General features: G+C 72.9%; 20 protein-coding genes and 1 pseudogene. 11 read left to right on the top strand and 10 right to left on the bottom strand.

From position 1 onward, the window contains the following. Positions 1–24: 24 nt before the first annotated feature. Positions 25–465, bottom strand: coding sequence for a metallopeptidase family protein (locus tag MF672_RS46435; protein ID WP_242374917.1), 441 nt, complete (start codon positions 463–465; stop codon positions 25–27). A gap of 276 nt (positions 466–741) precedes the next feature. Here MF672_RS46435 and MF672_RS46430 point away from each other — a divergent pair, with 276 nt between their 5' ends. From MF672_RS46430 to MF672_RS46410, 5 genes are read left to right on the top strand one after another with little or no spacing between them, the layout of a single operon-like run. Continuing rightward, the gene (locus MF672_RS46430) at positions 742–1,110 is read left to right on the top strand and encodes a DUF3499 domain-containing protein (RefSeq protein WP_242374918.1); all 369 of its coding nucleotides are present in this window, start codon (positions 742–744) and stop codon (positions 1,108–1,110) included. 41 nt (positions 1,111–1,151) lie between these two features. Further along, positions 1,152–2,501, top strand: coding sequence for a phosphomannomutase/phosphoglucomutase (locus MF672_RS46425; RefSeq protein ID WP_242374919.1), 1,350 nt, complete (start codon positions 1,152–1,154; stop codon positions 2,499–2,501). Continuing rightward, positions 2,498–2,665 (top strand): Trm112 family protein, encoded by a 168-nt coding sequence (locus MF672_RS46420; protein ID WP_242374920.1) that lies wholly within the window; start codon positions 2,498–2,500, stop codon positions 2,663–2,665. Before MF672_RS46425 ends, MF672_RS46420 begins: the two co-directional genes overlap by 4 nt. Next, on the top strand, positions 2,662–3,768 hold the full coding sequence (locus tag MF672_RS46415) for an SIS domain-containing protein (protein ID WP_242374921.1): 1,107 nt from the start codon (positions 2,662–2,664) through the stop codon (positions 3,766–3,768). The genes MF672_RS46420 and MF672_RS46415 overlap by 4 nt, the downstream gene beginning before the upstream one ends. A 50-nt stretch (positions 3,769–3,818) precedes the next feature. Further along, the gene (locus tag MF672_RS46410) at positions 3,819–4,748 is read left to right on the top strand and encodes a cation diffusion facilitator family transporter (protein ID WP_242374922.1); all 930 of its coding nucleotides are present in this window, start codon (positions 3,819–3,821) and stop codon (positions 4,746–4,748) included. A gap of 33 nt (positions 4,749–4,781) precedes the next feature. On the opposite strand, the gene MF672_RS46405 is transcribed toward MF672_RS46410, so the two are convergent. Further along, on the bottom strand, positions 4,782–6,524 hold the full coding sequence (locus MF672_RS46405; protein ID WP_242374923.1) for a phosphatidylglycerol lysyltransferase domain-containing protein: 1,743 nt from the start codon (positions 6,522–6,524) through the stop codon (positions 4,782–4,784). Positions 6,525–6,600: 76 nt separating this feature from the next. Here MF672_RS46405 and MF672_RS46400 point away from each other — a divergent pair, with 76 nt between their 5' ends. Then, positions 6,601–7,686, top strand: coding sequence for an alpha/beta hydrolase (locus tag MF672_RS46400; protein ID WP_242374924.1), 1,086 nt, complete (start codon positions 6,601–6,603; stop codon positions 7,684–7,686). Here the strand turns inward: MF672_RS46400 and MF672_RS46395 are convergent. After that, positions 7,675–8,022 carry a MerR family transcriptional regulator gene (locus tag MF672_RS46395; RefSeq protein ID WP_242374925.1) on the bottom strand — a complete coding sequence of 116 codons (348 nt, stop codon included), beginning with the start codon at positions 8,020–8,022 and terminating at the stop codon, positions 7,675–7,677. The genes MF672_RS46400 and MF672_RS46395 overlap by 12 nt on opposite strands. 104 nt (positions 8,023–8,126) lie before the next feature. Here MF672_RS46395 and ahcY point away from each other — a divergent pair, with 104 nt between their 5' ends. Further along, on the top strand, positions 8,127–9,554 hold the full coding sequence (ahcY, locus tag MF672_RS46390) for an adenosylhomocysteinase (protein WP_242374926.1): 1,428 nt from the start codon (positions 8,127–8,129) through the stop codon (positions 9,552–9,554). An 8-nt stretch (positions 9,555–9,562) separates the two neighbouring features. Next, the gene (locus MF672_RS46385; protein WP_407654818.1) at positions 9,563–10,789 is read left to right on the top strand and encodes an adenosylhomocysteinase; all 1,227 of its coding nucleotides are present in this window, start codon (positions 9,563–9,565) and stop codon (positions 10,787–10,789) included. 52 nt (positions 10,790–10,841) lie between these two features. Here the strand turns inward: MF672_RS46385 and MF672_RS46380 are convergent, their stop codons facing one another. Then, the gene (locus tag MF672_RS46380; RefSeq protein ID WP_242374927.1) at positions 10,842–11,513 is read right to left on the bottom strand and encodes a DUF305 domain-containing protein; all 672 of its coding nucleotides are present in this window, start codon (positions 11,511–11,513) and stop codon (positions 10,842–10,844) included. A 180-nt stretch (positions 11,514–11,693) separates the two neighbouring features. On the opposite strand from MF672_RS46380, the gene MF672_RS46375 reads away from it, so the two are divergent. Together MF672_RS46375 and MF672_RS46370 are read left to right on the top strand one after the other, a co-directional pair. Further along, a complete protein-coding gene (locus tag MF672_RS46375; RefSeq protein WP_407654817.1) occupies positions 11,694–13,052 on the top strand; it encodes an LVIVD repeat-containing protein in 1,359 nt (452 codons plus the stop codon). After that, the gene (locus MF672_RS46370; protein WP_407654816.1) at positions 13,052–14,458 is read left to right on the top strand and encodes an LVIVD repeat-containing protein; all 1,407 of its coding nucleotides are present in this window, start codon (positions 13,052–13,054) and stop codon (positions 14,456–14,458) included. Before MF672_RS46375 ends, MF672_RS46370 begins: the two co-directional genes overlap by 1 nt. Before the next feature lie 55 nt (positions 14,459–14,513). Here the strand turns inward: MF672_RS46370 and MF672_RS46365 are convergent, their stop codons facing one another. Beyond that, on the bottom strand, positions 14,514–15,410 hold the full coding sequence (locus MF672_RS46365) for an RDD family protein (protein WP_242374930.1): 897 nt from the start codon (positions 15,408–15,410) through the stop codon (positions 14,514–14,516). Between MF672_RS46365 and MF672_RS46360 the strand changes: the two are divergent. Further along, positions 15,411–16,244: pseudogene (locus tag MF672_RS46360) on the top strand (stage II sporulation protein M); the annotation flags it as partial. It lies immediately after the preceding gene. A gap of 254 nt (positions 16,245–16,498) precedes the next feature. On the opposite strand, the gene MF672_RS46355 reads toward MF672_RS46360, so the two are convergent. Genes MF672_RS46355 through MF672_RS46335 form a run of 5 tightly spaced genes read right to left on the bottom strand, consistent with a single transcriptional unit; the run spans position 16,499 to position 22,058 of the window. Continuing rightward, the gene (locus MF672_RS46355) at positions 16,499–17,872 is read right to left on the bottom strand and encodes a DUF58 domain-containing protein (RefSeq protein WP_242374932.1); all 1,374 of its coding nucleotides are present in this window, start codon (positions 17,870–17,872) and stop codon (positions 16,499–16,501) included. Then, positions 17,872–18,852, bottom strand: a complete 981-nt coding sequence (locus tag MF672_RS46350; protein ID WP_242374933.1) for an AAA family ATPase — start codon at positions 18,850–18,852, stop codon at positions 17,872–17,874. The genes MF672_RS46355 and MF672_RS46350 overlap by 1 nt, the downstream gene beginning before the upstream one ends. Beyond that, complete coding sequence (locus MF672_RS46345; protein ID WP_242374934.1) at positions 18,842–20,092, bottom strand: DUF4350 domain-containing protein; 1,251 nt, start codon at positions 20,090–20,092, stop codon at positions 18,842–18,844. Before MF672_RS46345 ends, MF672_RS46350 begins: the two co-directional genes overlap by 11 nt. Beyond that, on the bottom strand, positions 20,089–20,823 hold the full coding sequence (locus tag MF672_RS46340) for a DUF4129 domain-containing protein (RefSeq protein ID WP_242374935.1): 735 nt from the start codon (positions 20,821–20,823) through the stop codon (positions 20,089–20,091). Before MF672_RS46340 ends, MF672_RS46345 begins: the two co-directional genes overlap by 4 nt. Next, complete coding sequence (locus tag MF672_RS46335) at positions 20,820–22,058, bottom strand: DUF7847 domain-containing protein (protein ID WP_242374936.1); 1,239 nt, start codon at positions 22,056–22,058, stop codon at positions 20,820–20,822. The genes MF672_RS46340 and MF672_RS46335 overlap by 4 nt, the downstream gene beginning before the upstream one ends. Positions 22,059–22,230: the final 172 nt, after the last annotated feature.

Genomic DNA, 22,230 nt, shown 5'->3' with positions numbered 1-22,230 from the left:
GGGGGGCGGGCGGGAACTCATCGGTCAGCGGCGGTCGTCGTAGCCGGGGTCGACGGTTTCGGGGGAGAGGCCGAGGAGGGTGGCGACCTGCTCGACGACCGTGTCGTGGACCATCGCGCCGAGCGTGTCGCGGTCGCGGGCGCGCGCCTCCAGCGGGCGCCGGTAGACCACCACCGCGGCCGGGCTCTGGCCGTCGGCGGCGTCGGCGCGGCCGAAGGGGATCGGGTCGGAGGTCAGGCGCGGGCCGTCGCCCAGCTCGCTCAGCGGCGGCACGTCCTCGACCGCGAACTCCACCGCCGAGAGCTGGCGCTCCCAGCGCGGCCGGAGCCGGTCGACGGCGTCGAGGACGAGGTCGTCGAAGCGTTCGCTGCGCGACTTGGCCATGGGGACGTGGGAGGGGGCGAGCGGGCCGCGCAGGCCACGACCGTGGCGGTCGCGCCGTCTGGGACCGCGCTTTGGTGTCACACGGTAAGTGTAAGGGGACGCACCGCCGGGGCCCGGGGCGGCGGGGCCGGTTCCGTGAGTGATCCTCGTGGCCGCGCGGGGCGGGGGGTAGCCATGTGGTGATCCTTTTGTGCACCCTCCGGGCGGGCCGTCCGGCGATCCCGGCAGGTTGTGCGGGGTGGCGTCATCGGGGCATGTGGGTGGAAAGGCTGCGACAGGTGTCCGAATTGTGGCGACACGCTCGTTAAGAGCGCTCAGATAGTGGCGCCTCGCACTCTTACCAGATACGGTCCCTCCGTGAGCCCCGTCCGCCGCTGTTCCCGCACCGCTTGCAGCCAGCCTGCCGTCTTCACGCTCACGTACGTATACGCCGACTCGACCGCTGTTCTCGGCCCCCTGGCGACGTACGCGGAGCCACACTGTTACGACCTGTGCGCCGAACACGCCGAGCGGCTGACCGCCCCCCGCGGCTGGGAAGTGGTGCGCCTGCCCACCGACGGCGCCTCGCCCAGCTCCGACGACCTCGAAGCGCTGGCCAACGCCGTCAGGGAGGCCGCGCGGCCGGCCCCGTCCGGCGGCGGCGAGCCGGTCGGCCAGGGCGTCGAGGTGGGGCGGCGCGGGCACCTGCGCGTTCTGCGGTCGGCTCAGCAGCACCGCGACCGGTAGGCTCGTCGTACACGGAGGAACGACCTGAGGGCGGAGCTGCAGTGGGCGACCTCGCCAAGATCTTCAAAGCGTACGACGTTCGCGGGGTGGTGCCCGACGAGTTCGACGAGCCGATCGCCGAGGCCGTGGGAGCGGCCTTCGTCGAGCTGACCGGCGCCGACTCCGTCGTGGTGGCGCACGACATGCGCGAGTCGTCGGCGCCGCTGTCGCAGGCGTTCGTCCGCGGGGCCCGCGCGCGCGGCGCCGACGTCGTCCACGCCGGGCTCGGCTCGACCGACCTGCTCTACTACGCCAGCGGCAGCCTCGGCCTGCCCGGCGCGATGTTCACCGCCAGCCACAACCCCGCCCAGTACAACGGCATGAAGCTGTGCCGCGCGGGCGCGGTGCCGATCGGCAGCGACACGGGGCTGGCCGAGATCCGCGACCGCGCCGCCGAGCTGGTCGGCGGCGTCGGGGCCGCGTCCGGGTCGCTGATCGAGAAGGACCTGCTCACCGGCTACGCGGGCCACCTGCGCACGCTGGTCGACCTGTCCGCGGTCCGGCCGCTCAAGGTGGTCGTCGACGCGGGCAACGGCATGGCCGGGCACACCGTGCCGGCCGTGTTCGAGGGCCTGCCGGTCGAGCTGACGCCGCTCTACTTCGAGCTCGACGGCACCTTCCCGCACCACGACGCCAACCCGCTGGAGCCGCAGAACCTCGTCGACCTGCAGCGCGCGGTGCGCGACAGCGGGGCCGACCTCGGGCTCGCCTTCGACGGCGACGCCGACCGGTGCTGGGTGGTCGACGAGCGGGGCGAGTCGGTCTCGCCGTCGGCGATCACGGCGCTGGTGGCGGTGCGCGAGCTGGCCAAGCATCCCGGCGCGACGGTCATCCACAACCTGATCACCTCGCGCGGGGTGCCCGAGATCGTCCGCGAGCACGGCGGCGTCCCGGTGCGCACGCGCGTGGGCCACTCGTTCATCAAGGCCGAGATGGCGCGCACGGGCGCGGTGTTCGGCGGCGAGCACTCGGCCCACTACTACTTCCGCGACTTCTGGTTCGCCGACTCCGGCATGCTGGCGGCGATGCACGTGCTCGCCGCGCTGGGCGGCCAGGACCGGCCGCTGTCGGAGGTCGTGGCGGCCTACTCGCGCTACCACGCCTCGGGCGAGCTCAACAGCGCCGTCTCCGACCAGGGGGAGGCGCTGCGGCTGGTGCGCGAGGGCTTCGCGGGCCGGGGCGAGGTCGACGAACTCGACGGGCTCACCGTGTCCGCGCCCGACTGGTGGTTCAATCTGCGGGCGTCCAACACCGAGCCGCTGCTCAGGCTCAACGCCGAGGCGGCCGACGAGAGCAAGATGACGGCGATCAAGGACGAGGTCCTCGCCATCGTGGGAAGGGTGTCAGTGTGAAGATCGACGACTGGCTGCTGGAGATCCTGGCCTGCCCGGCGTGCAAGGCGCCCCTGCGCGCCGAGGCCGAGGCCGAGGAGCTGGCCTGCACGGGCTGCGGCCTGGTCTACCCCGTCCGGGATGACATCCCCGTCCTGCTCGTCGACGAGGCCAGGAAGCCGTGACCTGGGAGCCGGACCGGCTCGACGACCAGGCTCATCTGAGCGAGGCCGACCCCTCCGGCATGTTGCCGGCGGTGGCCGCGTCCGCGGCCCACGTCCGCACCGGCCACCGGGTGGCCGCCGAGGCCCCGCTCGACCGGCTGGCCGCCCACGGGCGGCCCAGGGCGATCGTGGTGGCGGGCATGGGCGGCTCGGGCATCGCGGGCGACATGCTCGCGGCGGTGGCCGGCTCCGGCGTGCCGCTGCCGATCGTGACGCTGCGCTCCTACCAGCTCCCCGGCTGGGTGGGCGCGACCGATCTGGTCATCGCCGTGTCCGGCTCCGGCGACACCGAGGAGACGGTGTCGGTCGCCACGCAGGCCGTGCGGCGCGGCTGCACGCTGCTCGGCGTGGGCCCCGCGGGCTCGCCGCTGGAGGCGATCGCCGTGCAGGCGTCGGCGCTCTACGTCGCGGTGCCGGCGCGCGGGCAGTCGCGGGCCAACCTGTGGCTGCTGGCGATCCCGCCGATCGTGGCCGCGGCGGCGCTGCGGCTGGTGCCGGTCGAGGACGACCTGTTCGAACGGGTGGCGCGCTCGCTGGAGGACCTGGCGCACCGGTGCCGCCCGTCCAGCGACTCCTTCATCAACCCCGGCAAGGCTCTCGCGCTGGACCTCGCCGAGAGCGTGCCGGTGATCTGGGGCACCTCGGCGGCCACCCGCGCGGCGGCGATCCGGCTGGCCGGCCAGCTCAACGCGAACGCGAAATATCCGGCGATCTACGGCGAGCTGCCCGAGGCGGGGCACAACCAGGTGGCCGCCTTCGACGGGCCGCTGGCCGAGCGCGACATCTTCGCCGACACCTCCTCCCGCACGCTCCGGCTCGTCCTGCTGCGCGACGTCGAGGAGCACCCGCAGGTGACGCGGCAGCGCGAGGTGACGCTCCGGCTGGCCCGCGACCGTGACGTGCCGGTCACCGAGCTGACCGCCGAGGGCACGCACCCGCTGGAGCGGATGGCCTCGCTCATCGGGCTCGGCGACTACGCCAGCGCCTATCTGGCGCTGGGTTACGGCATCGATCCGACCCCTGTGTCAGCGATCACTGAGCTCAAGGCAAGAATCTCCCAATAGGATCCCCTTCCGAGCCTTAAGTATGTGATCTCTATGAGTGGAGAAGACCGGTGAGCGCGAGCGGCGGAACAAAAGCGATCATTGCGGCATTGTCCGCGAACCTGGCCATCGCCGTGTCCAAGTTCGTGGCGGCGGCGTTCACCGGGTCGTCGTCGATGCTGGCGGAGGGCATTCACTCCGTCGCCGACTCGGGCAACCAGGTGCTGCTGCTGATCGGCGGCAAGCGGGCGGCGCGGGCCAGCACGAAGGAGCATCCGTTCGGCTACGGGCGCGAGCGTTATTTCTACGCTTTCGTGGTGGCCGTCGTGCTGTTCACGATCGGCGCCGCGTTCTCGATCTACGAAGGCGTTCACAAGATCGCCGATCCGCACCAGGTGGAGGCGCCGATCTGGGCGTTCGCGGTGCTGATCTTCGCGATCATCGCGGAGGGCTTCTCGTTCCGCACCGCCATCAAGGAGTCGAACGGGGTGCGCGGCGACCAGTCCTGGGTGTCGTTCGTCCGCCGGGCCAAGGCCCCCGAGCTGCCCGTCATCCTGCTGGAGGACCTGGGCGCGCTGCTCGGCCTGATCTTCGCGCTGTTCGGCGTCACGATGGCGGTCATCACCGGCGACGGCGTCTGGGACGGCATCGGCACCCTGATGATCGGCGTGCTGCTCGCCGTCATCGCGGTCGTGCTGGCCATGGAGACCAAGTCGCTGCTGGTCGGCGAGGGCGCCTCCACCGAGGACGAGGCCCGCATCCGCACCGCGCTGGAGAGCGCCCCCGAGGTGGCGCGCATCATCCACATGCGCACCCTGCACCTCGGCCCCGAGGAGCTGCTGGTCGCCGCCAAGATCGCGGTGGAGCGCGACGACACGGCGGCCGACGTGGCGCGCGGCATCGACGAGGCCGAGCGGCGCATCCGCGAGGCGGTGCCGATCGCCCGGGTCATCTACCTGGAGCCCGACCTCGACCGGCTGCGCACCCCCGCCTCGAACTGACCGCGCCCCCGTCACGCCCTCGTCCCGTCCCCGTCAGGCCGAGCGCCTGCGGGTCAGGCCGCTGATCGGCAGGGCGAGCGGCCCCGGCCACCGCAGCCGGTGCGCCGCCCGCCGCTCGCCCCGCCGCCGGCCGAGCGTGATGAACGCCTCGGCCTGCAACGCCGCGACCCCGATCCGCGGCAGGTCGCGGGCGTTGGGGTAGACCACGAAGCGCGGCTCCCAGATCGGCCGGAACTTGGCGTTGAACCGGTAGAGCGACTCGATCTGGAACCAGTGCGACAGGAAGACCAGCAGCGCGCGCCAGGCCCGCAGCACCGGCCCGGCCCCGAGGCGTTCGCCCCGCGCCAGCGCGGCCCGGAACATGGCGAAGTTCAGCGACACCTGCGTGAGCCCCAGCCCCGGCGCCGCCTGGAGGGTCCTGACGATCAGCAGCTCGTTGAGCCCGGGGTCGGCGGCCCGGTCGCGGCGCATGAGGTCCAGCGAGACGCCGTGCGGCCCCCACGGGACGAAGTGCAGCACCGCCTTCAGCTCGCCGTCCCGGTGCGCGGTGGTCACCAGGCAGTCGGCGTCGGCGGGGTCGCCGAAGCGGCCGAGCGCCATGGAGTAGCCGCGCTCGGTCTGGGTGCCGCGCCAGGCGTCGGCCGCCTGCTTGATCCGGTCGCGCTCGTCGCCGGGCAGGTCGGCGGCGCGGCTCACCCGGCAGGTGTAGCCGAGCCGTTCGACCCGGTTGACCATCTGCCGGACGTTGCGCATGGCCCGGCCCTCCAGCGTGAAGTCGGCCACCTCGACGACGGCCTCGTCGCCGATCTCCAGGGCGGACATGCCGGCCGTGCGGGTCCACACCTCGCCCGCCGTCTCGCCGCAGCCGATCACGGCGGGCACCCAGGCGTGCCGCCGCGCCTCGGTCATGAACGCCCGGATCGCCGCCGGCCACGCCTCCCGGTCGCCGATGGGGTCGCCGCTGGCCAGCATCACCCCGGACACCACCCGGTAGGCGACCGCGGCCTTGCCGGACGGAGAGAACAGCACGCTCTTGTCCCGCCGCAGCGCGAAGTAGCCGAGCGAGTCGCGTTCGCCGTGCCGGGCCAGCAGCGCGCGCAGCCGCGCCTCGTCCTGCTCGCTCAGCTCGGCCACCGGCCGGGACGGCCGGAGCGCCAGGTAGAGCGTGCTGACGGCGGTGAGCGTGCCGAGCGCCAGCAGCGAGAAGTACACCAGGTCGGACACCCGCGAGGAGACGAACGTGACCGGCCCCTCCATCCCGGCCAGCCCGAGCACCACGTGCTCCAGCCGGTCGAGCGTGCCGGGATGCCCGGCGAGCGCCCGCGGCCGGGCGCTGACGATGAGGTAGCCGAGCCCCACGTCGAGGGTCCCGAGCGCGAGCAGGTTGCCGAGGGCGTGCCAGCGCGAGCGCGGGTCGGGCAGCGCGGAGAACTCGCGGCGGCCGGCCACCAGCCCGGCCAGCAGCGCCAGCGAGACCGCCGCGGCGCCGGGACGCAGGTGGACGGCGCTCATGGCGGCGCTGACCGGCAGCAGCACCACGACCGCCCGCCAGGCGCGCACCTTCCCGCGCCGCAGCGCGTGCGCGATCATGACCAGTAAGATCCCGACGACCAGCGACGACGCCCGGACCACGGTGGTGACGATGCCGGGCAGCAGGTCGGACCACTCGCCCATCCGGCTCCGCTCGAAGTGCGGGAAGACGGCCTTGCCGATGTCGAGCAGCCCGATGGCCGCGCTCGCGTACCCCGCCGCGGCGGGAACCCAGGAACGCCTCACACGGTTCAGTGAACCCCGGAACGGTTAATCGGTGCGTTAACTCACGGCTTACTGACGGACAGGTATGCCGGTCTCCATGGAACTCACCTCGGGGGGACTGATGGTGACCGTCGCGGGGCTCGCGCTGGCGGCCCTGGCGGCGACGGTGTGGCTGTGGCCGCGGCTCGGCGCCGCGGGCTGGCGGGCCGTCACGGGCCGCGTGGGCGCGCTGGTGGTGTGCCAGGCGCTTACGCTGTTCGCGCTCGGCCTGGCCGTGAACGCGTACTTCGACTTCTACGGCTCCTGGAGCGACCTGCTGGGGACGGACACCTCGACCGCGCCGATCACGCCGGCCGGCGCCGGGCTGCAGGTGCTCGGCACCCGGGACGTGCCGGGCGGGCGCGTCGAGCAGGTCGTCATGCCCGGCCCCAGCACCCGCCTGAGCGAGGAGGCCTACGTCTTCCTGCCGGCGGCGTTCTTCAAGGACCGGGCCCGGCGCTTCCCCGCGATCATCTCGCTGACCGGCTACCCGGGCGACCCCCGCAACCTCATGACCCGTCTCGACCTGCCGGGCCGGCTGGCGCTCGCGATCGGCCAGGGCCAGGTCAAGCCCACGATCCTGGTCATGATGCGGCCCAGCGTGGTGCTGCCGCGCGACACCGAGTGCGTGAACGTGCCGCGCGGGCCGCAGGTGCAGGAGTACTTCGCCAGGGACGTCCGCCGGCAGATGATCGACCACTTCCGGGTCGCGCCGGGGCGTGACTCCTGGGGCATCCTGGGCGGCTCGACCGGCGGCTACTGCGCGCTGAAGATCGCGATGAGCCATCCTGACGCGTTCAGCGCGGCCGTCTCGCTGTCCGGCTACTACAGGACGATTCTCGACGGCACCACGGGCGACCTCTTCCGCGGCGACAGGCGGCTCGCCGACCGCAACGACCTCATGTGGCGCCTCGCGCACCTGCCCGCGCCGCCGATCAGCGTGCTGGTGACCACCAGCAGGCGCGGCGAGGCGGACTACAGGTCCACGGAGCGCTTCCTCGCCGCGGTGCGTCCGCCGATGCGCGCCTCGTCGCTGATCCTGCCGAGCGGGGGTCACAACTTCAACACGTGGAACAGGGAGCTGCCGCAGGCGCTGCCGTGGCTGGCCCAGCAGCTCACCGTGGAAGCGCCGTCACCGACCTGACGGGCCGGCCGGGCGCAGCAGCCGCAGGGCCTTCTCCTTCTCGAAGTCGAGGGCCCGGCGCGGCGCCGGGATGCGCCCGATCCGCACCCCGAGGTCGCGGACGGCCGCCGCCACCGCGGGCTCGCTCAGCACCCGCAGCGCGAACGCCAGCTCGGCCGGGGAGACGTCGAAGCGCTTCTCCAGCTCGACCCCCTGCGCGACCGCGGCCAGCTCCTCCGGCCCGAACCGCCGGTGCGCCCCCTGCTCGCGCACGGGGGGCAGCAGCCCCAGGGCCTCCCGGTACCGGAGCATTCGCGGGGACATGCCGAGCCGCCTGGCCGCTTCCGTGATGCGCATCCTTACATTCTTACGTCAGTTTCGGCGTCCTGCGGATGCGACCGCCGTCCGGGGCGGCCTAGACTTCTCAGGACACATCATCCGGCAGCGCGAGGGGAAACCCCATGGACTTCAAGGTCGCAGACCTTTCACTTGCCGACTTCGGCCGTAAGGAGATCCGGCTCGCCGAGCACGAGATGCCCGGCCTGATGGCGGTCCGCAAGGAGTACGCGGCCTCCCAGCCCCTTCGCGGCGCGAAGATCATGGGCTCCCTGCACATGACGATCCAGACCGCCGTCCTCATCGAGACGCTGGTCGCCCTGGGCGCCGAGGTGCGCTGGGTGAGCTGCAACATCTTCTCCACGCAAGACCACGCCGCCGCCGCGGTGGTCGTCGGCCCCGACGGCACCCCGGACGACCCGCAGGGCGTGCCGGTCTTCGCCTGGAAGGGCGAGACGCTGGAGGAGTACTGGTGGTGCACCGAGCAGGCGCTCACCTGGCCGGGCGGCGACGCCCCCAACATGATCCTCGACGACGGCGGCGACGCCACGCTCCTCGTCCACAAGGGCGCCGAGTACGAGAAGGCCGGCGCCGTGCCGCCCGCCACGGCCGACGACCCTGAGGAGTGGCACGTCATCGTCGACCTGCTCACCCGCACGGTCGGCGCCGACAAGCGGTGGACGCGCATCGCCGAGAGCATCAAGGGCGTCACCGAGGAGACCACCACCGGCGTGCACCGCCTGTACGAGATGCACAAGAACGGCCAGCTCCTCTTCCCGGCCATCAACGTCAACGACTCGGTCACCAAGTCGAAGTTCGACAACAAGTACGGCTGCCGCCACTCCGTCATCGACGGCCTCAACCGCGCCACCGACGTGCTCATCGGCGGCAAGGTCGCGGTGGTCTGCGGCTACGGCGACGTCGGCAAGGGCTGCGCCGACGCGCTGCGCGGCCAGGGCGCCCGGGTGATCGTCACCGAGATCGACCCGATCTGCGCCCTCCAGGCGGCCATGGACGGCTTCCAGGTCACCACGCTCGACGAGGTCGTCGGCATCGCCGACATCTTCGTCACCGCCACCGGCAACTTCAACATCATCACCGCCGAGCACATGGCGCGGATGAAGCACCAGGCGATCGTCTCCAACATCGGCCACTTCGACAACGAGATCGACATGGCCGGCCTCGCCAAGCTGCCCGGCATCGTGAAGAACAACATCAAGCCGCAGGTCGACGAGTGGGTCTTCGAGGACGGCCACTCGATCATCGTGCTCGCCGAGGGCCGGCTGATGAACCTGGGCTGCGCCACCGGCCACCCCAGCTTCGTCATGTCCAACTCGTTCACCAACCAGGTGATCGCGCAGATCGAGCTGTTCACCAAGACCGCCGAGTACCCGATCGGCGTCTACACCCTGCCCAAGCACCTCGACGAGAAGGTCGCCCGGCTGCACCTCGACGCCCTCGGCGTCAAGCTGACCGAGCTGACCAAGGAGCAGGCCGCCTACATCGGCGTGCACGTCGAGGGCCCGTACAAGTCCGACCACTACCGCTACTGATCACGACCGTGGACAGCGGTGAGCGGCAGATCTCGTGGGCCGCGCGCTCGATGCCGGTGCTGACGGCGATCGGCGAGCGGTTCGCGCTCGAACGGCCGCTCGACGGGCTGAGAGTCGCGGCCTGCCTGCACGTCACCGCCGAGACGGCCGTGCTCATGGGGGCCCTGCAGGCGGGCGGGGCGGAGATCGCCCTGGCCGCCTCCAACCCCCTGAGCACGCAGGACGACGTGGCCGAGGCGCTGCGGGCGTACGGGATCGGCGTGCACGCCCGCGCCGGGGTCGACCGGGCCGCCTACTACCGGCACATCCACCAGGCCCTCGACCTCGGGCCCGACCTCGTGCTGGACGACGGCTGCGACCTGGTCAACATCCTGCACACCGAGCGCACCGACCTGCTGGAGCGGGTGAGCGGCGGCTGTGAGGAGACCACGACCGGCATCATCCGGCTGCGCCAGATGGCCGCCGAGGGCGCGCTGCGCTTCCCGGTCGTGGCGGTGAACGACACGCGCACCAAGCGCATGTTCGACAACCGCTACGGCACCGGCCAGTCCACCCTCGACGGCATCATGCGGGCCACCAACACCCTGCTGGCGGGCCGCACGGTGGTCGTGGCCGGGTTCGGCTACTGCGGGCGCGGCGTGGCCGAGCGGGCCAAGGGCTTCGGCGCGCGGGTGATCGTGTGCGAGATCGACGCGGTCAAGGCGCTCGACGCCACCCTCCAGGGCTACGAGGTGCGGCCGATGGCGCAGGCCGCGCTGCTCGGCGACCTGTTCGTGACGGTCACCGGCAACCGCGACGTGATCAGGGCCGAGCACCTGTCGGTCATGAAGGACGGCGCGATCCTGGCCAACGCCGGCCACTTCGACGTCGAGATCGACGTCCGGGCGCTCGACGAGCTGGCCGCCGAGGTGCAGCGCGGCGTGCGCCCCAACACCGACCAGTACGTCATGCCCGACGGCCGCCGCCTGCTGCTGCTGGCCGAGGGCCGGCTGGTCAACCTGACCGCGGCCGAGGGCCACCCGGCGGCGGTGATGGACATGTCGTTCTCCGCGCAGGCCCTCGCCGTGGAGTGGCTGGCCGCCGAGCGGTCCGGCATGGAGCCCGGCGTGTACGACGTGCCGGAGGAGATCGACCATGAGGTGGCCAGGCTCAAGCTGGCCGCCGCCGGCATCGGCATCGACCGGCTGACCGGCGAGCAGGAGGACTACCTGCACTCCTGGCGGGTGGGCTCCTGACCCGGCGGCGGCTCGCCCGGGCTGCCGGCCGGGCGGCTCCTCGCCCGGGCGGCTAGCCCGGCGGCAGCTCGCCGCCGATCTGCTGCATGCGGCGGATCTCGGCGCTCTGCTCGACGCTGACCTCGCTGGCCAGCTCCTCGATGCGCTGGTGCGAGCCGGTGCTCAGCACCTGCTCGCACATCTTGATCGCGCCCAGGTGGTGATTGATCATGAGCTGCAGGAACAGCCGGTCGAAGGCCGTGCCCGTGGCCGCCTTCAGCGACTCGAGCTGCTCGGGCGTGGCCATGCCGGGCATGCCGTCGTGGGCGGCGTGGTGGTCGGGCTCCTTCTGGCCCTGCTCGCGCAGCCAGCCCGTCATGAACTGGATCTCCGGGCCCTGGGCGGCCTTGATGCGCTCGGCCATGCTCTTGACCTTGGCCGAGCGGGCCCGGTTGGGGGCCAGCAGCGCCATGTCGAGGGCCTGGCGGTGGTGCACGATCATGTCCTGGACGTAGGTGACGTCGGCGGCGTTCGGGGTGGAGGAGGGCACGGCGGTGGCCGCCTCGGAGGGGGCGAGCGTCCTCGCCTGCTCGCCGGGCCGCCCGGGGGCGAGCACGGGCGCGGTCGCGTCGGCGCGCGGGGCCGGCGGTGGGCCGGAGGAACAGCCGGAGAGGACGATCAGTGTGACTGCGATGACGTTGAGCGCCGAGCGCACCCAGCCTCCCTGACTGATGTTGTCGAGCATGCGCACTCTAGGTCATCAACACGGGGATTGAAAGAGGGCAAACAGGAACAAAAATTGACAGGTTGGACGCTGGCTCCCGGAGGCCCTGACGGGCGAAGATGACGGCAATTTACGCTCCCTTTATAGGAGGATTGACCGTTGTTAAGCCCCCGCAGGGCCCTCATCCTGTTTGCGGCGGTTGTGGCCCTGGCGGGCACCGCCCTGCCCGCCCAGGCCGCGGACATCCCGGCTCCCGGCGAGATCGTGATGAGCCCGAACATCAAGCACGTGCTCAACGTGCCGAAGCCCGAAGCGCTCGCCGACATCCACACGGACATGGCCTTCCAGGGCGACTACGCCTACGTCGGCAACTACTACGGCTTCTCGATCTACGACATCAGGAACCCGAAGAAGACCTCCCTGGTCAGCTCCGTGGTCTGCCCCGGCGGCCAGATGGACGTCAGCGTGTACGGGAACCTGCTGTTCGGCTCCGTGGACTCCTCGCGCAACAACGACTCGTGCGCCAGCACCTCGCAGCCCGCCTCCGTCAAGGAGTCGTGGGAGGGCATGCGCATCTTCGACATCTCCGACAAGTCCGCCCCGAAGTACATCAAGTCCGTCGAGACCAACTGCGGCTCCCACACCCACACGCTGGTGCCCGACCGCAGGGGCGAGAACGTCTACATCTACGTCTCCTCCTACAGCCCGAGCGCCGCGTTCCCGGACTGCCAGCCGCCGCACGACCTGATCTCGATCATCAAGGTCCCGCTGCGCGACCCGACGGCCGCGACCGTGGTGGCCACGCCGAACCTGTTCCCCGACGGCGGCTTCGGCGGCGTCCCCGGCACCTACCCCGACAGCAAGTCGGCCACGACCGGCTGCCACGACATCACCGCCTACCCGGAGAAGGGCATCGCCGCGGGCGCCTGCATGGGTGACGGCATCCTGCTCGACATCCGCGACCCCGAGCGGCCCCGGGTGACCGCCCAGGTGCGCGACGAGACCAACTTCGCCTTCTGGCACTCGGCCACGTTCAACAACGACGGCACGAAGGTGATCTTCACCGACGAGCTCGGCGGCGGCACCCGCGCCACCTGCAACGAGGCCATCGGCCCGAACCGGGGCGCCAACGCGTACTACGACATCGTGCGCGGGCAGCTCGTCTTCAAGAGCTACTTCAAGATCTCCCGCCACCAGGCCGACACCGAGAACTGCGTCGCCCACAACGGCTCGCTCATCCCGGTCAAGGGCCGCGACATCATGGTGCAGGCGTGGTACCAGGGCGGCATCTCGGTGGTCGACTTCACCGACTCGGCCCACCCGCAGGAGATCGCCTACTTCGAGCGCGGCCCGGACAACACCGCCCCGGCCCTCAGCGGCGGCTTCTGGTCGGCGTACTACTACAACGGCTACATCTACGGCTCCGACTTCAACCTCGGCCTCGACGTCCTGAAGATCAACGACCCGCGGACCAACCAGGCCGGCAGCGTCAGGACCGACCGGCTCAACGTGCAGTCGCAGGCGTCCTACCCCGGCCACGGCCACGGGCACGGCCACTGATGCCCGAGCAAGGAGGCTCCCGAGTGACGATCCCGCGCCGCGCCCTCGTGGCGGTCGCGGCGGCCTTCGCCTTATCGCTGAGCGCGACCCCCGCGACGGCCGCCGACATCCCGCCCGCCGACACCGTGGTCACCAGCCCGAACGTGACCCACGTGCTCAACATCCCCAAGCCGGCCCCGCTGGCCACCACCATCAACACCGACATCGCCTTCCAGGACGGCTACGCCTACGTCGGCAACTACGGCGGCTTCTCCATCTACGACGTCCGCGACCCGAAGAAGGCCACGCCGGTCAGCTCCGTCGTCTGCCCGGGCTCGCAGATGGACGTCAGCGTGTACGGCGACCTGCTGTTCACGGCCGTCGACTCCTCGCGCAGCGACGACTCCTGCAACAGCACGGCGCTGACCGCCGACCACAAGGAGGCGTGGGAGGGCGTCCGCATCTTCGACGTCTCCGACAAGTCCGCCCCGAAGTACATCAAGTCGGTCGAGACCAACTGCGGCTCCCACACCCTGACCCTGGTGCCGGGCAAGGGCCGTGACCGGACGAAGAACGTCTACGTCTACGTGTCGTCGTACAACCCGAGCAGCACCTTCCCCGACTGCCAGCCGCCGCACGACAAGATCTCGATCATCAAGGTGCCGCTGCGCGACCCCGCCGAGGCGGCCGTCGCGGCCACCCCGGTCGTCTTCCCCGACGGCGGCAACGAGACCCAGCCCGGGCTGCTGGTGCCGACCAGCGGCTGCCACGACATCACCGCGTACGCGGAGAAGGACATCGCGGCGGGCGCCTGCATGGGCGACGGCGTGCTGTTCGACATCCGCGACCGGCTCAACCCGGTGGTCACCGCCCGCATCACCGACCCGAACTTCGCCTTCTGGCACTCGGCCACGTTCAGCAACGACGCCAGGAAGGTCGTCTTCACCGACGAGCTCGGCGGCGGCGGCCAGGCCACCTGCAACGAGGCGACCGGGCCGACCCACGGCGCGGACGCCATCTACGAGATCGAGCGCGGGCAGCTCGTCTTCAAGAGCTACTTCAAGATCCCGCGCTACCAGGCCGACAGCGAGAACTGCGTCGCGCACAACGGCTCGCTGATCCCGGTCAAGGGCCGCGACATCATGGTCCAGGCCTGGTACATGGGCGGCCTGTCGGTCTGGGACTTCACCGACTCCGCGCACCCGAGGGAGATCGGCTACTTCGAGCGCGGTCCCCGGTCCGCCGGGGGCGGCGGCGGGATCTGGTCCGCCTACTACTACAACGGCTACATCTACGCGGCCGACTTCCACGAGGGGCTGGACGTGGTCAAGATCGACGACCGGCTGACCGACAGCGCCCGGCACGTCAGGACCGACCGGCTCAACGTGCAGACGCAGGAGTCGTACCGGCCCGGCTGGGGGCACTGACCCCTGACGGCCCGCGCGGCGGCCGTCCCTCCTCGCGAGGGGCGGCCGCCGTCCGTCATTGCGGCGGCGCGAACCCGCCCGGCGTGGCGCGCGGCTCCTGCGGCGCGGGCGCGGCCGGGGGAGGCGGCGGGGGCGCGTACGGGGCGGGCCGGGTGTAGGGGCCGGGCTGCATGGAGGGGTGGGCCGGGGCGGCGTTCGCGGCGCCGGAGCGCCGGGCGAGGCGCGCCTCCTCCCGGCGGCGGCGCTCGGCGAGCACGGCGCTCAGGTACGCGTGCGGCGGCACCCCGGCCGGCGCGGCCGGCGAGACGAACGACGCCGTCTGCGTCGCGATCCGCACCCCCATCTCGTGCCGCACCTGCGGCGCCAGGTCGTGCCAGCGCAGCAGGTACTGCCGGGCCGCCTGTGCCACCTCCTCGGGAAGCTGCGACAGCTCCAGCGTGGCCGCCCACGCCGCGAGCGGCGGCGGCATCACGACGGCCTGCCCGCCCTGCCGCGGCGCCCGGTCGGAGATGACGATCGTGCCCGCGAAGACGTCCCCGAGCCGCTTGCCCCGCTGCGAGACCAGCGACGCGATCAGCGCGGGCGCCCCGGACAACATCCAGAACTCCACCAGGCCCGCGAGCCCGCGGAACAACGCCTGCCGGAACCGCTCCGGGCTGCCGTCGTCGCTCACCACCCGCAGCCCGAGCGCCAGCTTGCCGAGGCTGCGCCCCCTGCTGAGCGACTCGAAGATCACCGGATAGCCCACCAGCACCAGGACCACCAGCAGGATCATCACGGCCGCGGCCATGGCCGGGTCGGACACCACGGCGAACGCCCCGATGGCCAGGTACGCCACCACCAGCGCGGTGATCTGCACGGCCATGTCGATGACGATCGCCAGCGCGCGGGAGGGCATCTGCGCCACGCGTACCTCGACGACGACCGCGTCCCCGGTCACAACCTCTGACATATGTGGAGCCTAACGGCTATGGGCGGGTGGCCGAGCGGCCAGAATGTTCGGGTGGACATCGACGCGTTCATCGCCGCACACCGCCCGGTCTGGGACCGGCTCGACCACCTGGTCAAGCATCGCTCGTCGCTGACCGGCGCCGAGGTGGACGAGCTGGTCGACCTCTACCAGCGGGTGGCGACGCACCTGTCGATCGTCCGCTCCTCGGCCCACGACGCCGTGCTGACCGGCCGGCTGTCCGCGCTGGTGGCCCGGGCCCGGTCGGCGGTCACGGGGGCGCACACGCCCGCCTGGCGGGAGTTCACCCGCTTCTTCACCGTCTCGTTCCCGGTGGTGGCCTACCGGGCGCGCTGGTGGTGGCTGGCCGTCGCGGTGTCGTGCACGGTGGTGGCGTGGGTGCTGGGCGCGTGGGTGGCGGCCAACCCCGACGTGCAGGCCACCATCGGCACCCCCGACGAGATCACCCGGCTGGTCGAGCACGACTTCGCCGACTACTACTCCGAGCACCCGGCCGCGTCCTTCGCCAGCCAGGTGTGGATCAACAACGCGTGGGTGTCCGCGCAGGTGATCATCTACTCGGTGCTGCTCGGGCTGCCCATCCCGTGGGTGCTGTTCCAGAACGCCGCCAACGTCGGCATCTCCGGCGGGCTCATGGCCTCCCGCGGCAAGCTGGACATCTTCTTCGGCCTGATCACCCCGCACGGGCTGCTGGAGCTGACCGCCGTCTTCCTGGCGGCGGCGGCCGGGCTGCGGCTCGGCTGGACGGTCATCGACCCCGGCCCGCGCCGCCGCGTGGAGGTCCTGGCCGAGCAGGGCCGGGCCGTCATGAGCGTGGCCCTGGGGCTGGTCGTGGTGCTGTTCGTGTCGGGGCTGATCGAGGCGTTCGTCACCCCGTCGGGGCTGCCGACGTGGGCCAGGGTGGGGGGCTGCCGACGTGGGCCAGGGTGGGCATCGGGGTGCTGGCCGAGGCCGCGTTCCTGGGGTACGTCGGCGTCTTCGGCCGGCGGGCGCTCCAGGCCCGCGAGACCGGCGACCTCGAACGCGCCCCCGACACCGCCCCGACCGCCTGAGCCCGCTCCGGGGGCCTCTCAGAGCCGCCCGGCGGCCTTCAGCGCCAGGTACGCGTCCGCCAGCGCCGGCGCGATGTCCTCCGGCGGCGCGTCCACCACCTCGACCCCGGCCCGCCGCAGCCGGGCCGTGATGCGCCGCCGTTCGAGCCGGGCGTGCTCGGCCGCCGCCGCGTCGTAGACCTCCTCCGCCGACCCCCGCCGGGCCGCCATCGCGGCCACCCGCGGATCGGACACCCCGGCCACCAGCACCAGGTGCCGCGAGGAGAGCTGCGGCAGCACCGGCATGAGCCCTTCGTCCATGGCCGCCCCGTTGAGGTCGGTCAGCAGCACGACGAGGCAGCGCCGCTTGGCCCGCGACAGGACCGCCGCCACCATGCCCTGCGCGTCGGCCTCGATCAGCTCCGCCTCGATCGGCGCCATGACGTTGACCAGCGACGACAGCAGCTCGGTGCGCGAGGCCCCGCTCACCCAGGCGCGCACCGTCCTGTCGTGGGCGAGGAAGTCGACCTGGTCGCCGGCCCGGGCGGCGAGCGCGGCCAGCAGCAGCGCCGCGTCCATCGACCAGTCGAGCCGCGGCCAGCCCGGCGCCGGGCGCGGGTCGGGCCGCACCAGCAGCCCGCCGCCGCGCGGCACCGCCCCCGCCATGGGGATCGGCGCGTCGCCCACCCGGCCCGCCGACGTGCGCCCGGTGTCGAGCACGATCAGCACCCGGCGGTCGCGTTCCGGCCGCCAGGTGCGCACCACCACGTCGTGCCGGCGGGCCGTCGCCCGCCAGTCGATCGAGCGCACGTCGTCGCCGACCACGTACTCGCGCAGCGAGTCGAACTCGGTGCCCTGCCCGCGCACCAGCGCCGGGTGCTGCCCGTCGAGCTCGCGCAGCCGGGCCAGCCGCGAGGGCAGGTGCTTGCGCGACAGGAACGGCGGCAGCACCCGCACCGTCCACGGCGCCCGGTGGCCGCCCTGCCGCGCCGCCAGCCCGAGCGGCCCGACCGAGCGCACCGTGACCGCGACCGACGAGCGGTCGCCGCGCCTGGTGGGGTCGAGCGTGACGACGATCCGGCGGCGCTCGCCCTTCGGCACGTCGAGCGGCACCACCCGCGGCGTGGCCCCGGCCGACGGCGGCCAGGCGTCGCGCAGCACGCCGCGCACCCGCCGCGCGCCGGGGTTCTCCACGACCAGCTCGACCGTGGCGCGCTGGCCGAGCCGCACCAGGGTGTCGCCGGAGCGGTGCAGGCGCAGCGCCCGTACGGACCCGGCGAACGTCAGGTCCACGACGATCGCCGCCGCCAGCAGCAGGCACACGCCGGCCAGCGCCGCCCCGGGCTGCGGCGCGAACATCACGACCACGATCCCGAGCGCGGCGACCAGCCCGGCCCGCCCCGTCAGCGCCATCAGCGCGGGACCGGGACCGAGGCCAGGATGCCGTCGAGCAGGCCGTCGGCGGTCGCGCCCTCCAGCTCCGCCTCCGGGCGGAGCTGCACGCGGTGCCGCAGCGCGGGCCTGGCCAGGGCCTTGACGTCGTCCGGCGTGACGTAGTGCCGCCCGGACAGCCACGCCCACGCCCGCGCGGCCGCCAGCAGCGCCGTCGCGCCGCGCGGCGAGACACCGAGCTGCAACGACGGCGAGTTCCTCGTCGCGCGGGCCACGTCCACGATGTAGCCGAGCACCTCGGGCGCCACGTGCACCTGCGCGGCGGCCTGCCGTCCGGCGGCCAGGTCGTCGGCGGTGGCGACCGGCTTGACCTCCGACAGGTCGCGCGGGTCGAAGCCGCGGGCGTGCCGGTCCAGCACCGCGATCTCCTGCTCGCGGGGCGGCAGCGGCACCGTCAGCTTCAGCAGGAACCGGTCGAGCTGGGCCTCGGGGAGCTGGTAGGTGCCCTCGTACTCGACGGGGTTCTGGGTGGCGCACACCACGAACGGGTCCGGCAGCCGCCGGGCCGCGCCCTCCACGCTGACCTGCCGCTCCTCCATCGCCTCCAGCAGCGCGGCCTGCGTCTTCGGCGGGGTGCGGTTGATCTCGTCGGCCAGCAGCAGGTTCGTGAAGACCGGGCCCTCGCGGAACTCGAACTCCGCGGTCTTCGCGTCGTAGATCAGCGAACCGGTCACGTCGCCCGGCATCAGGTCAGGCGTGAACTGCACCCGCTTGAAGTCCAGCGACAGCGCGGCGGACAACGTGCGGACCATCAGCGTCTTCGCCACGCCCGGCACGCCCTCCAGCAGCACGTGGCCCCTGCACAGCAGCGCGATGACCAGCCCCGTCACCACCGCGTCCTGGCCCACGACGGCCTTGGACACCTCGGCCCGGAGCGCGGCGAGCGCGTCCCTGGCCGCGTCGGCCGACGTCGTCGTGCGGTAACTCTCCTCAGAGTTCACTGACCTGCCTTTCCATGAGGTCCAAGTATGCGGCCAGGGCGACGAGGGCCGCGTCGTCGGTGGGCGGCGGCCCGTACAGGGCCGCGCCGACCTGCTGGGCGTCCTGGCCGGTGCGGACGGCGAGGGCGGCGACGACCTCCCGCCGGTCGGCGCCGGCGGCCAGGCCCAGCCGGGGCGTCAGGCGGTCGATCGCGCCCGCGCGCAGCGCCTCGGCGGCGCGCTGCCGGGCCCGCCTGGCCCGGTAGAGCCGGCCGCGGCCCTCGACCGTCTCGGCCGCCCGCACGACGACCGGCAGGCGCTCGGCCACCACCGGGCCGAGCCGCCGGCCGCGCCAGAACGCGGTCACGGCCACCGCGATGATCGCCATGTAGACGCTCCAGGGGACGTTGTCCGGCATCAGCTCGGTCAGCGTCTTGCCGCGCTCGCCGGGCAGCTCGGTGAGCGGCGGGTGGTCCGGGCGCACCAGCCAGGTCACCGGCCGGCCGGTGCCGATGAGGTTGAGCGCGAGGGCGGCGTTGCCGTCCTCGGCGAGACGCAGGTTCGTCATGAACGAGCCGTCGCCGACGACCGTGATGGTGCCGCGCTCGTTGGCGTAGGAGACCAGGGTGTGGCCGTCGCCGGTCGCCGGGTAGCAGAGCGCCGCCCCCGGCGGGGCGTAGAACGCCGTGCCGCCCAGGTAGGCGCTGCCCGCCGCCCGGGCGGCCGGCAGCGCGCACGCGGGCTCGCGGGAGCGGCGCTGCGCCGGGACCGCCTCGGTGCGCACCCCCGGGGCCAGGGTCTCCAGGCCGGGGAGCGCGCCGACGATCAGCCGGTCGCCCGGGATCGCGGCCAGCGCGTGCTCGCTGACGTACATCGTGTCGGTGATCAGCAGCAACCGGGGGCCGCCCGACGCGGCCAGCCGGGCCGCCGCCTCGGCCGAGTCCACCCGGTCCACCTGGACGCCGCGGGCGCGCAGCAGCTCGGCCAGCGCCCTGGAGCCGGCGAGCGAGGTGTCGGCCGGGTCGAGCGGGCGGGACGGGCCGCGCTGCGGGGCGAGCAGCACGCCGAGCACCGCGATCAGCACCACGAGGGCGCCCAGGAGCACGATGACGCGGCTCGCCCGCCACGCCGAGCGGACCGTGGGGGAGGTGGGCGCGGAGCCGCCCGGCGGGTCGCCGGGGATGACGCCGTCGCGGGTGATGACGGGCTCGCCGAGCGCCGCGCCGCCGGGCGCCAGGGACTCGTCGGCGGGCGCGCTCATGCCGGCCCTCCAGCCGACGGCCCGGCGGGCGGCCCGGGAGGCGGCCCAGGCGGTCCGACCGGCGCAGCCGGTCCCGCCGGGGCCCCTACGAGGGCTCCCGTCAGGGCCTCGGGCGAGGTGGCCGAGGGCAGGGGGGCCGGGCGGGCGTGGCGCAGGCGTTCGTCGAGCCCCGCCAGGGCGGCGTAGGCGTCGGGAGTGCCCGGCACCCCGCCGTACGTCACCTCGTCGAAGGAGCGGGCCGCCGCCGCCAGCTCGCCCGCGAACGCCGGCAGCGCGGCCCCCGCCTCGGCGGCCAGCTCGTCGGCGGTGCGTCCCGGCATGCCGTCCACGAGCGCGCGCTCCTCCAGGTCGCGGGCGATGGCCCGGAGCCGTTCCTGGACGGCCTCGCCCCACCGGCCCTCGCCGGCCAGGCGTTCGGCGGCGCGCCGGTGCTCGTCGGCGGTCAGGGCGCGCGCGCCGAACAGCCCGCCCGTGTCGAGGGACCTCCGGCGGGCGTTGCGGCGGAGCTGCCAGCTCACCAGCACGATCACCCCGATGATGATCGCCAGGATGACGACGCTCGCCACGACCCCGCCCGCCGGCCCGCCGCCCGTGACGGCGTCGAGCAGGTCGTTGAGGAACTGGTTGAAGCGCCGCGAGAGCAGGTCGAACAGCGACTCGTGCTCGTACTGGGGCTTGAGGAGCTCCTCCGCGGCCCGCCGCGCGGCCTCCTCCCTGCCGGCCGGGCTCACGACCTGGCGGAGTTGGACGGGTGCCAGAGCTCGTCGGCCGAGGCGTGCACCCAGCCCTGGCGCTGCTGTTCGATGGCCGCGGTCTGCAGCACGAGGTCGAAGGCCTCGCTGCGCATGCGCCGGTCGGCGTACAGGAGGCCGGCGACCCCCGCCTCGAAGGGGTAGGTGAACATCGCGCCGAGCGTGGCGCCGACGGCGATCAGCACGGCCGACACGACGGCGTTGGCCACCGAGCCCGCGCCCAGCATGCCGAACAGCGTGCCCGCGATCGTGAACGGCACCGACAGGATGCCCGCCACCACCCCGACCAGCAGCGACGTGAGCAGCAGGATGCCGAGCACCCGCCAGAAGTCGCCGGTGACCAGGTGCCAGGAGCGGCGCATGGCGTCGATCGGCCCCCGGCCCTCCAGCACCACGGCGGGCGAGGCGAACGCGAAGCGGGTGCGGAAGAACAGGTAGTAGGCGACGTAGAGCACCAGGAACAGCACGATCACCCCGAGCATGGTGCCGACGCCCGCGCCGCTCGCCGCCAGCGCGACGCCGATCACCACGAAGGCGGCCAGCGGCACCCCCATGACGAGCACCATCAGCCCGACGACGCCGAACAGCGCGGGGACGCGGGCCTTGACGAGCTGCCACGCCTCGCCGGCGCTGAGGTTGCCGCCGAAGACGGCGCGGCCGAGGATGCGGGTGAGCACGCCGGTCAGCAGCGTGACCACGACGAACTGGACGGCGTAGGAGATCAGCGCGCCGCCGTACTGGGCGGCCAGGCCGCCCATGGTGGTCAGCTCGCCGCTCTGGACGCGTTCGGGGTCGGTGAGCGCCGTGCCCATCTCGTCGAGCACGAACGCCTGCCCCACGGCCACCGGCACGGAGGCGAGCAGCGCGGCGACGGCCGACAGGCCCAGCACCGCCTTGGGGTTGGAGCGGATGAGCTTGATGGTGCCGTCGAGCATGTCGCCGAGGCCGAGGGGGCGCAGCGGGATGATGCCCGGGCGCAGCGCGGGGGGCGGCAGGTAGCCGTGACCCGGCTGCGGGTAGGGCGGATGGGGTGTCTGCGGGCCGGGCCCGTAGGGCTGCTGCTGGGGGGTCTGCCCGTACGGCTGCCCGTAGGGCGCCTGTTCGGGGGCGCCGGGCGCGGTCCACGGGGAGGCCGGCGGGGCGCTGTAGGGCGGGGGCTGGGCGGCCGACCACCCGGGTGGCGTCTCGGGCGAGGGACCGTGACCGTCAGACATATCCCAATCCTGGCATGCTGGGCGGGGCGGTGGTGTCGCGGAGCGGATTCGCCCTCGCATTAAGGCCGCATTCCACGGCGAATCTGGCAAGCTTCACATCCTGGGGATGGCCGAAAGTCGTCCCGTTACCTCAGACTGAGATTGCGGTCGCGGGGGCGCAGCTGAAATTCGC

The sequence above is a fragment of the Actinomadura luzonensis genome, from assembly GCF_022664455.2.
Taxonomy (GTDB): Bacteria; Actinomycetota; Actinomycetes; order Streptosporangiales; family Streptosporangiaceae; genus Nonomuraea; species Nonomuraea luzonensis.
The sequence above is the reverse complement of the archived record's forward strand: the minus strand, read 5'-3'. Positions and strand labels throughout refer to the sequence as shown.

Excerpts from the sequence above, each read along its gene's own strand:
- MF672_RS46400 (WP_242374924.1), top strand. The coding sequence starts at position 6,601 with ATGGAACTCACCTCGGGGGGACTGATGGTGACCGTCGCGGGGCTCGCG.
- MF672_RS46395 (WP_242374925.1), bottom strand. The coding sequence starts at position 8,022 with ATGCGCATCACGGAAGCGGCCAGGCGGCTCGGCATGTCCCCGCGAATG.
- ahcY (WP_242374926.1), top strand. The coding sequence starts at position 8,127 with ATGGACTTCAAGGTCGCAGACCTTTCACTTGCCGACTTCGGCCGTAAG.
- MF672_RS46380 (WP_242374927.1), bottom strand. The coding sequence starts at position 11,513 with ATGCTCGACAACATCAGTCAGGGAGGCTGGGTGCGCTCGGCGCTCAAC.
- MF672_RS46370 (WP_407654816.1), top strand. The coding sequence starts at position 13,052 with ATGCCCGAGCAAGGAGGCTCCCGAGTGACGATCCCGCGCCGCGCCCTC.
- MF672_RS46365 (WP_242374930.1), bottom strand. The coding sequence starts at position 15,410 with ATGTCAGAGGTTGTGACCGGGGACGCGGTCGTCGTCGAGGTACGCGTG.
- MF672_RS46355 (WP_242374932.1), bottom strand. The coding sequence starts at position 17,872 with ATGGCGCTGACGGGGCGGGCCGGGCTGGTCGCCGCGCTCGGGATCGTG.
- MF672_RS46345 (WP_242374934.1), bottom strand. The coding sequence starts at position 20,092 with ATGAGCGCGCCCGCCGACGAGTCCCTGGCGCCCGGCGGCGCGGCGCTC.
- MF672_RS46335 (WP_242374936.1), bottom strand. The coding sequence starts at position 22,058 with ATGTCTGACGGTCACGGTCCCTCGCCCGAGACGCCACCCGGGTGGTCG.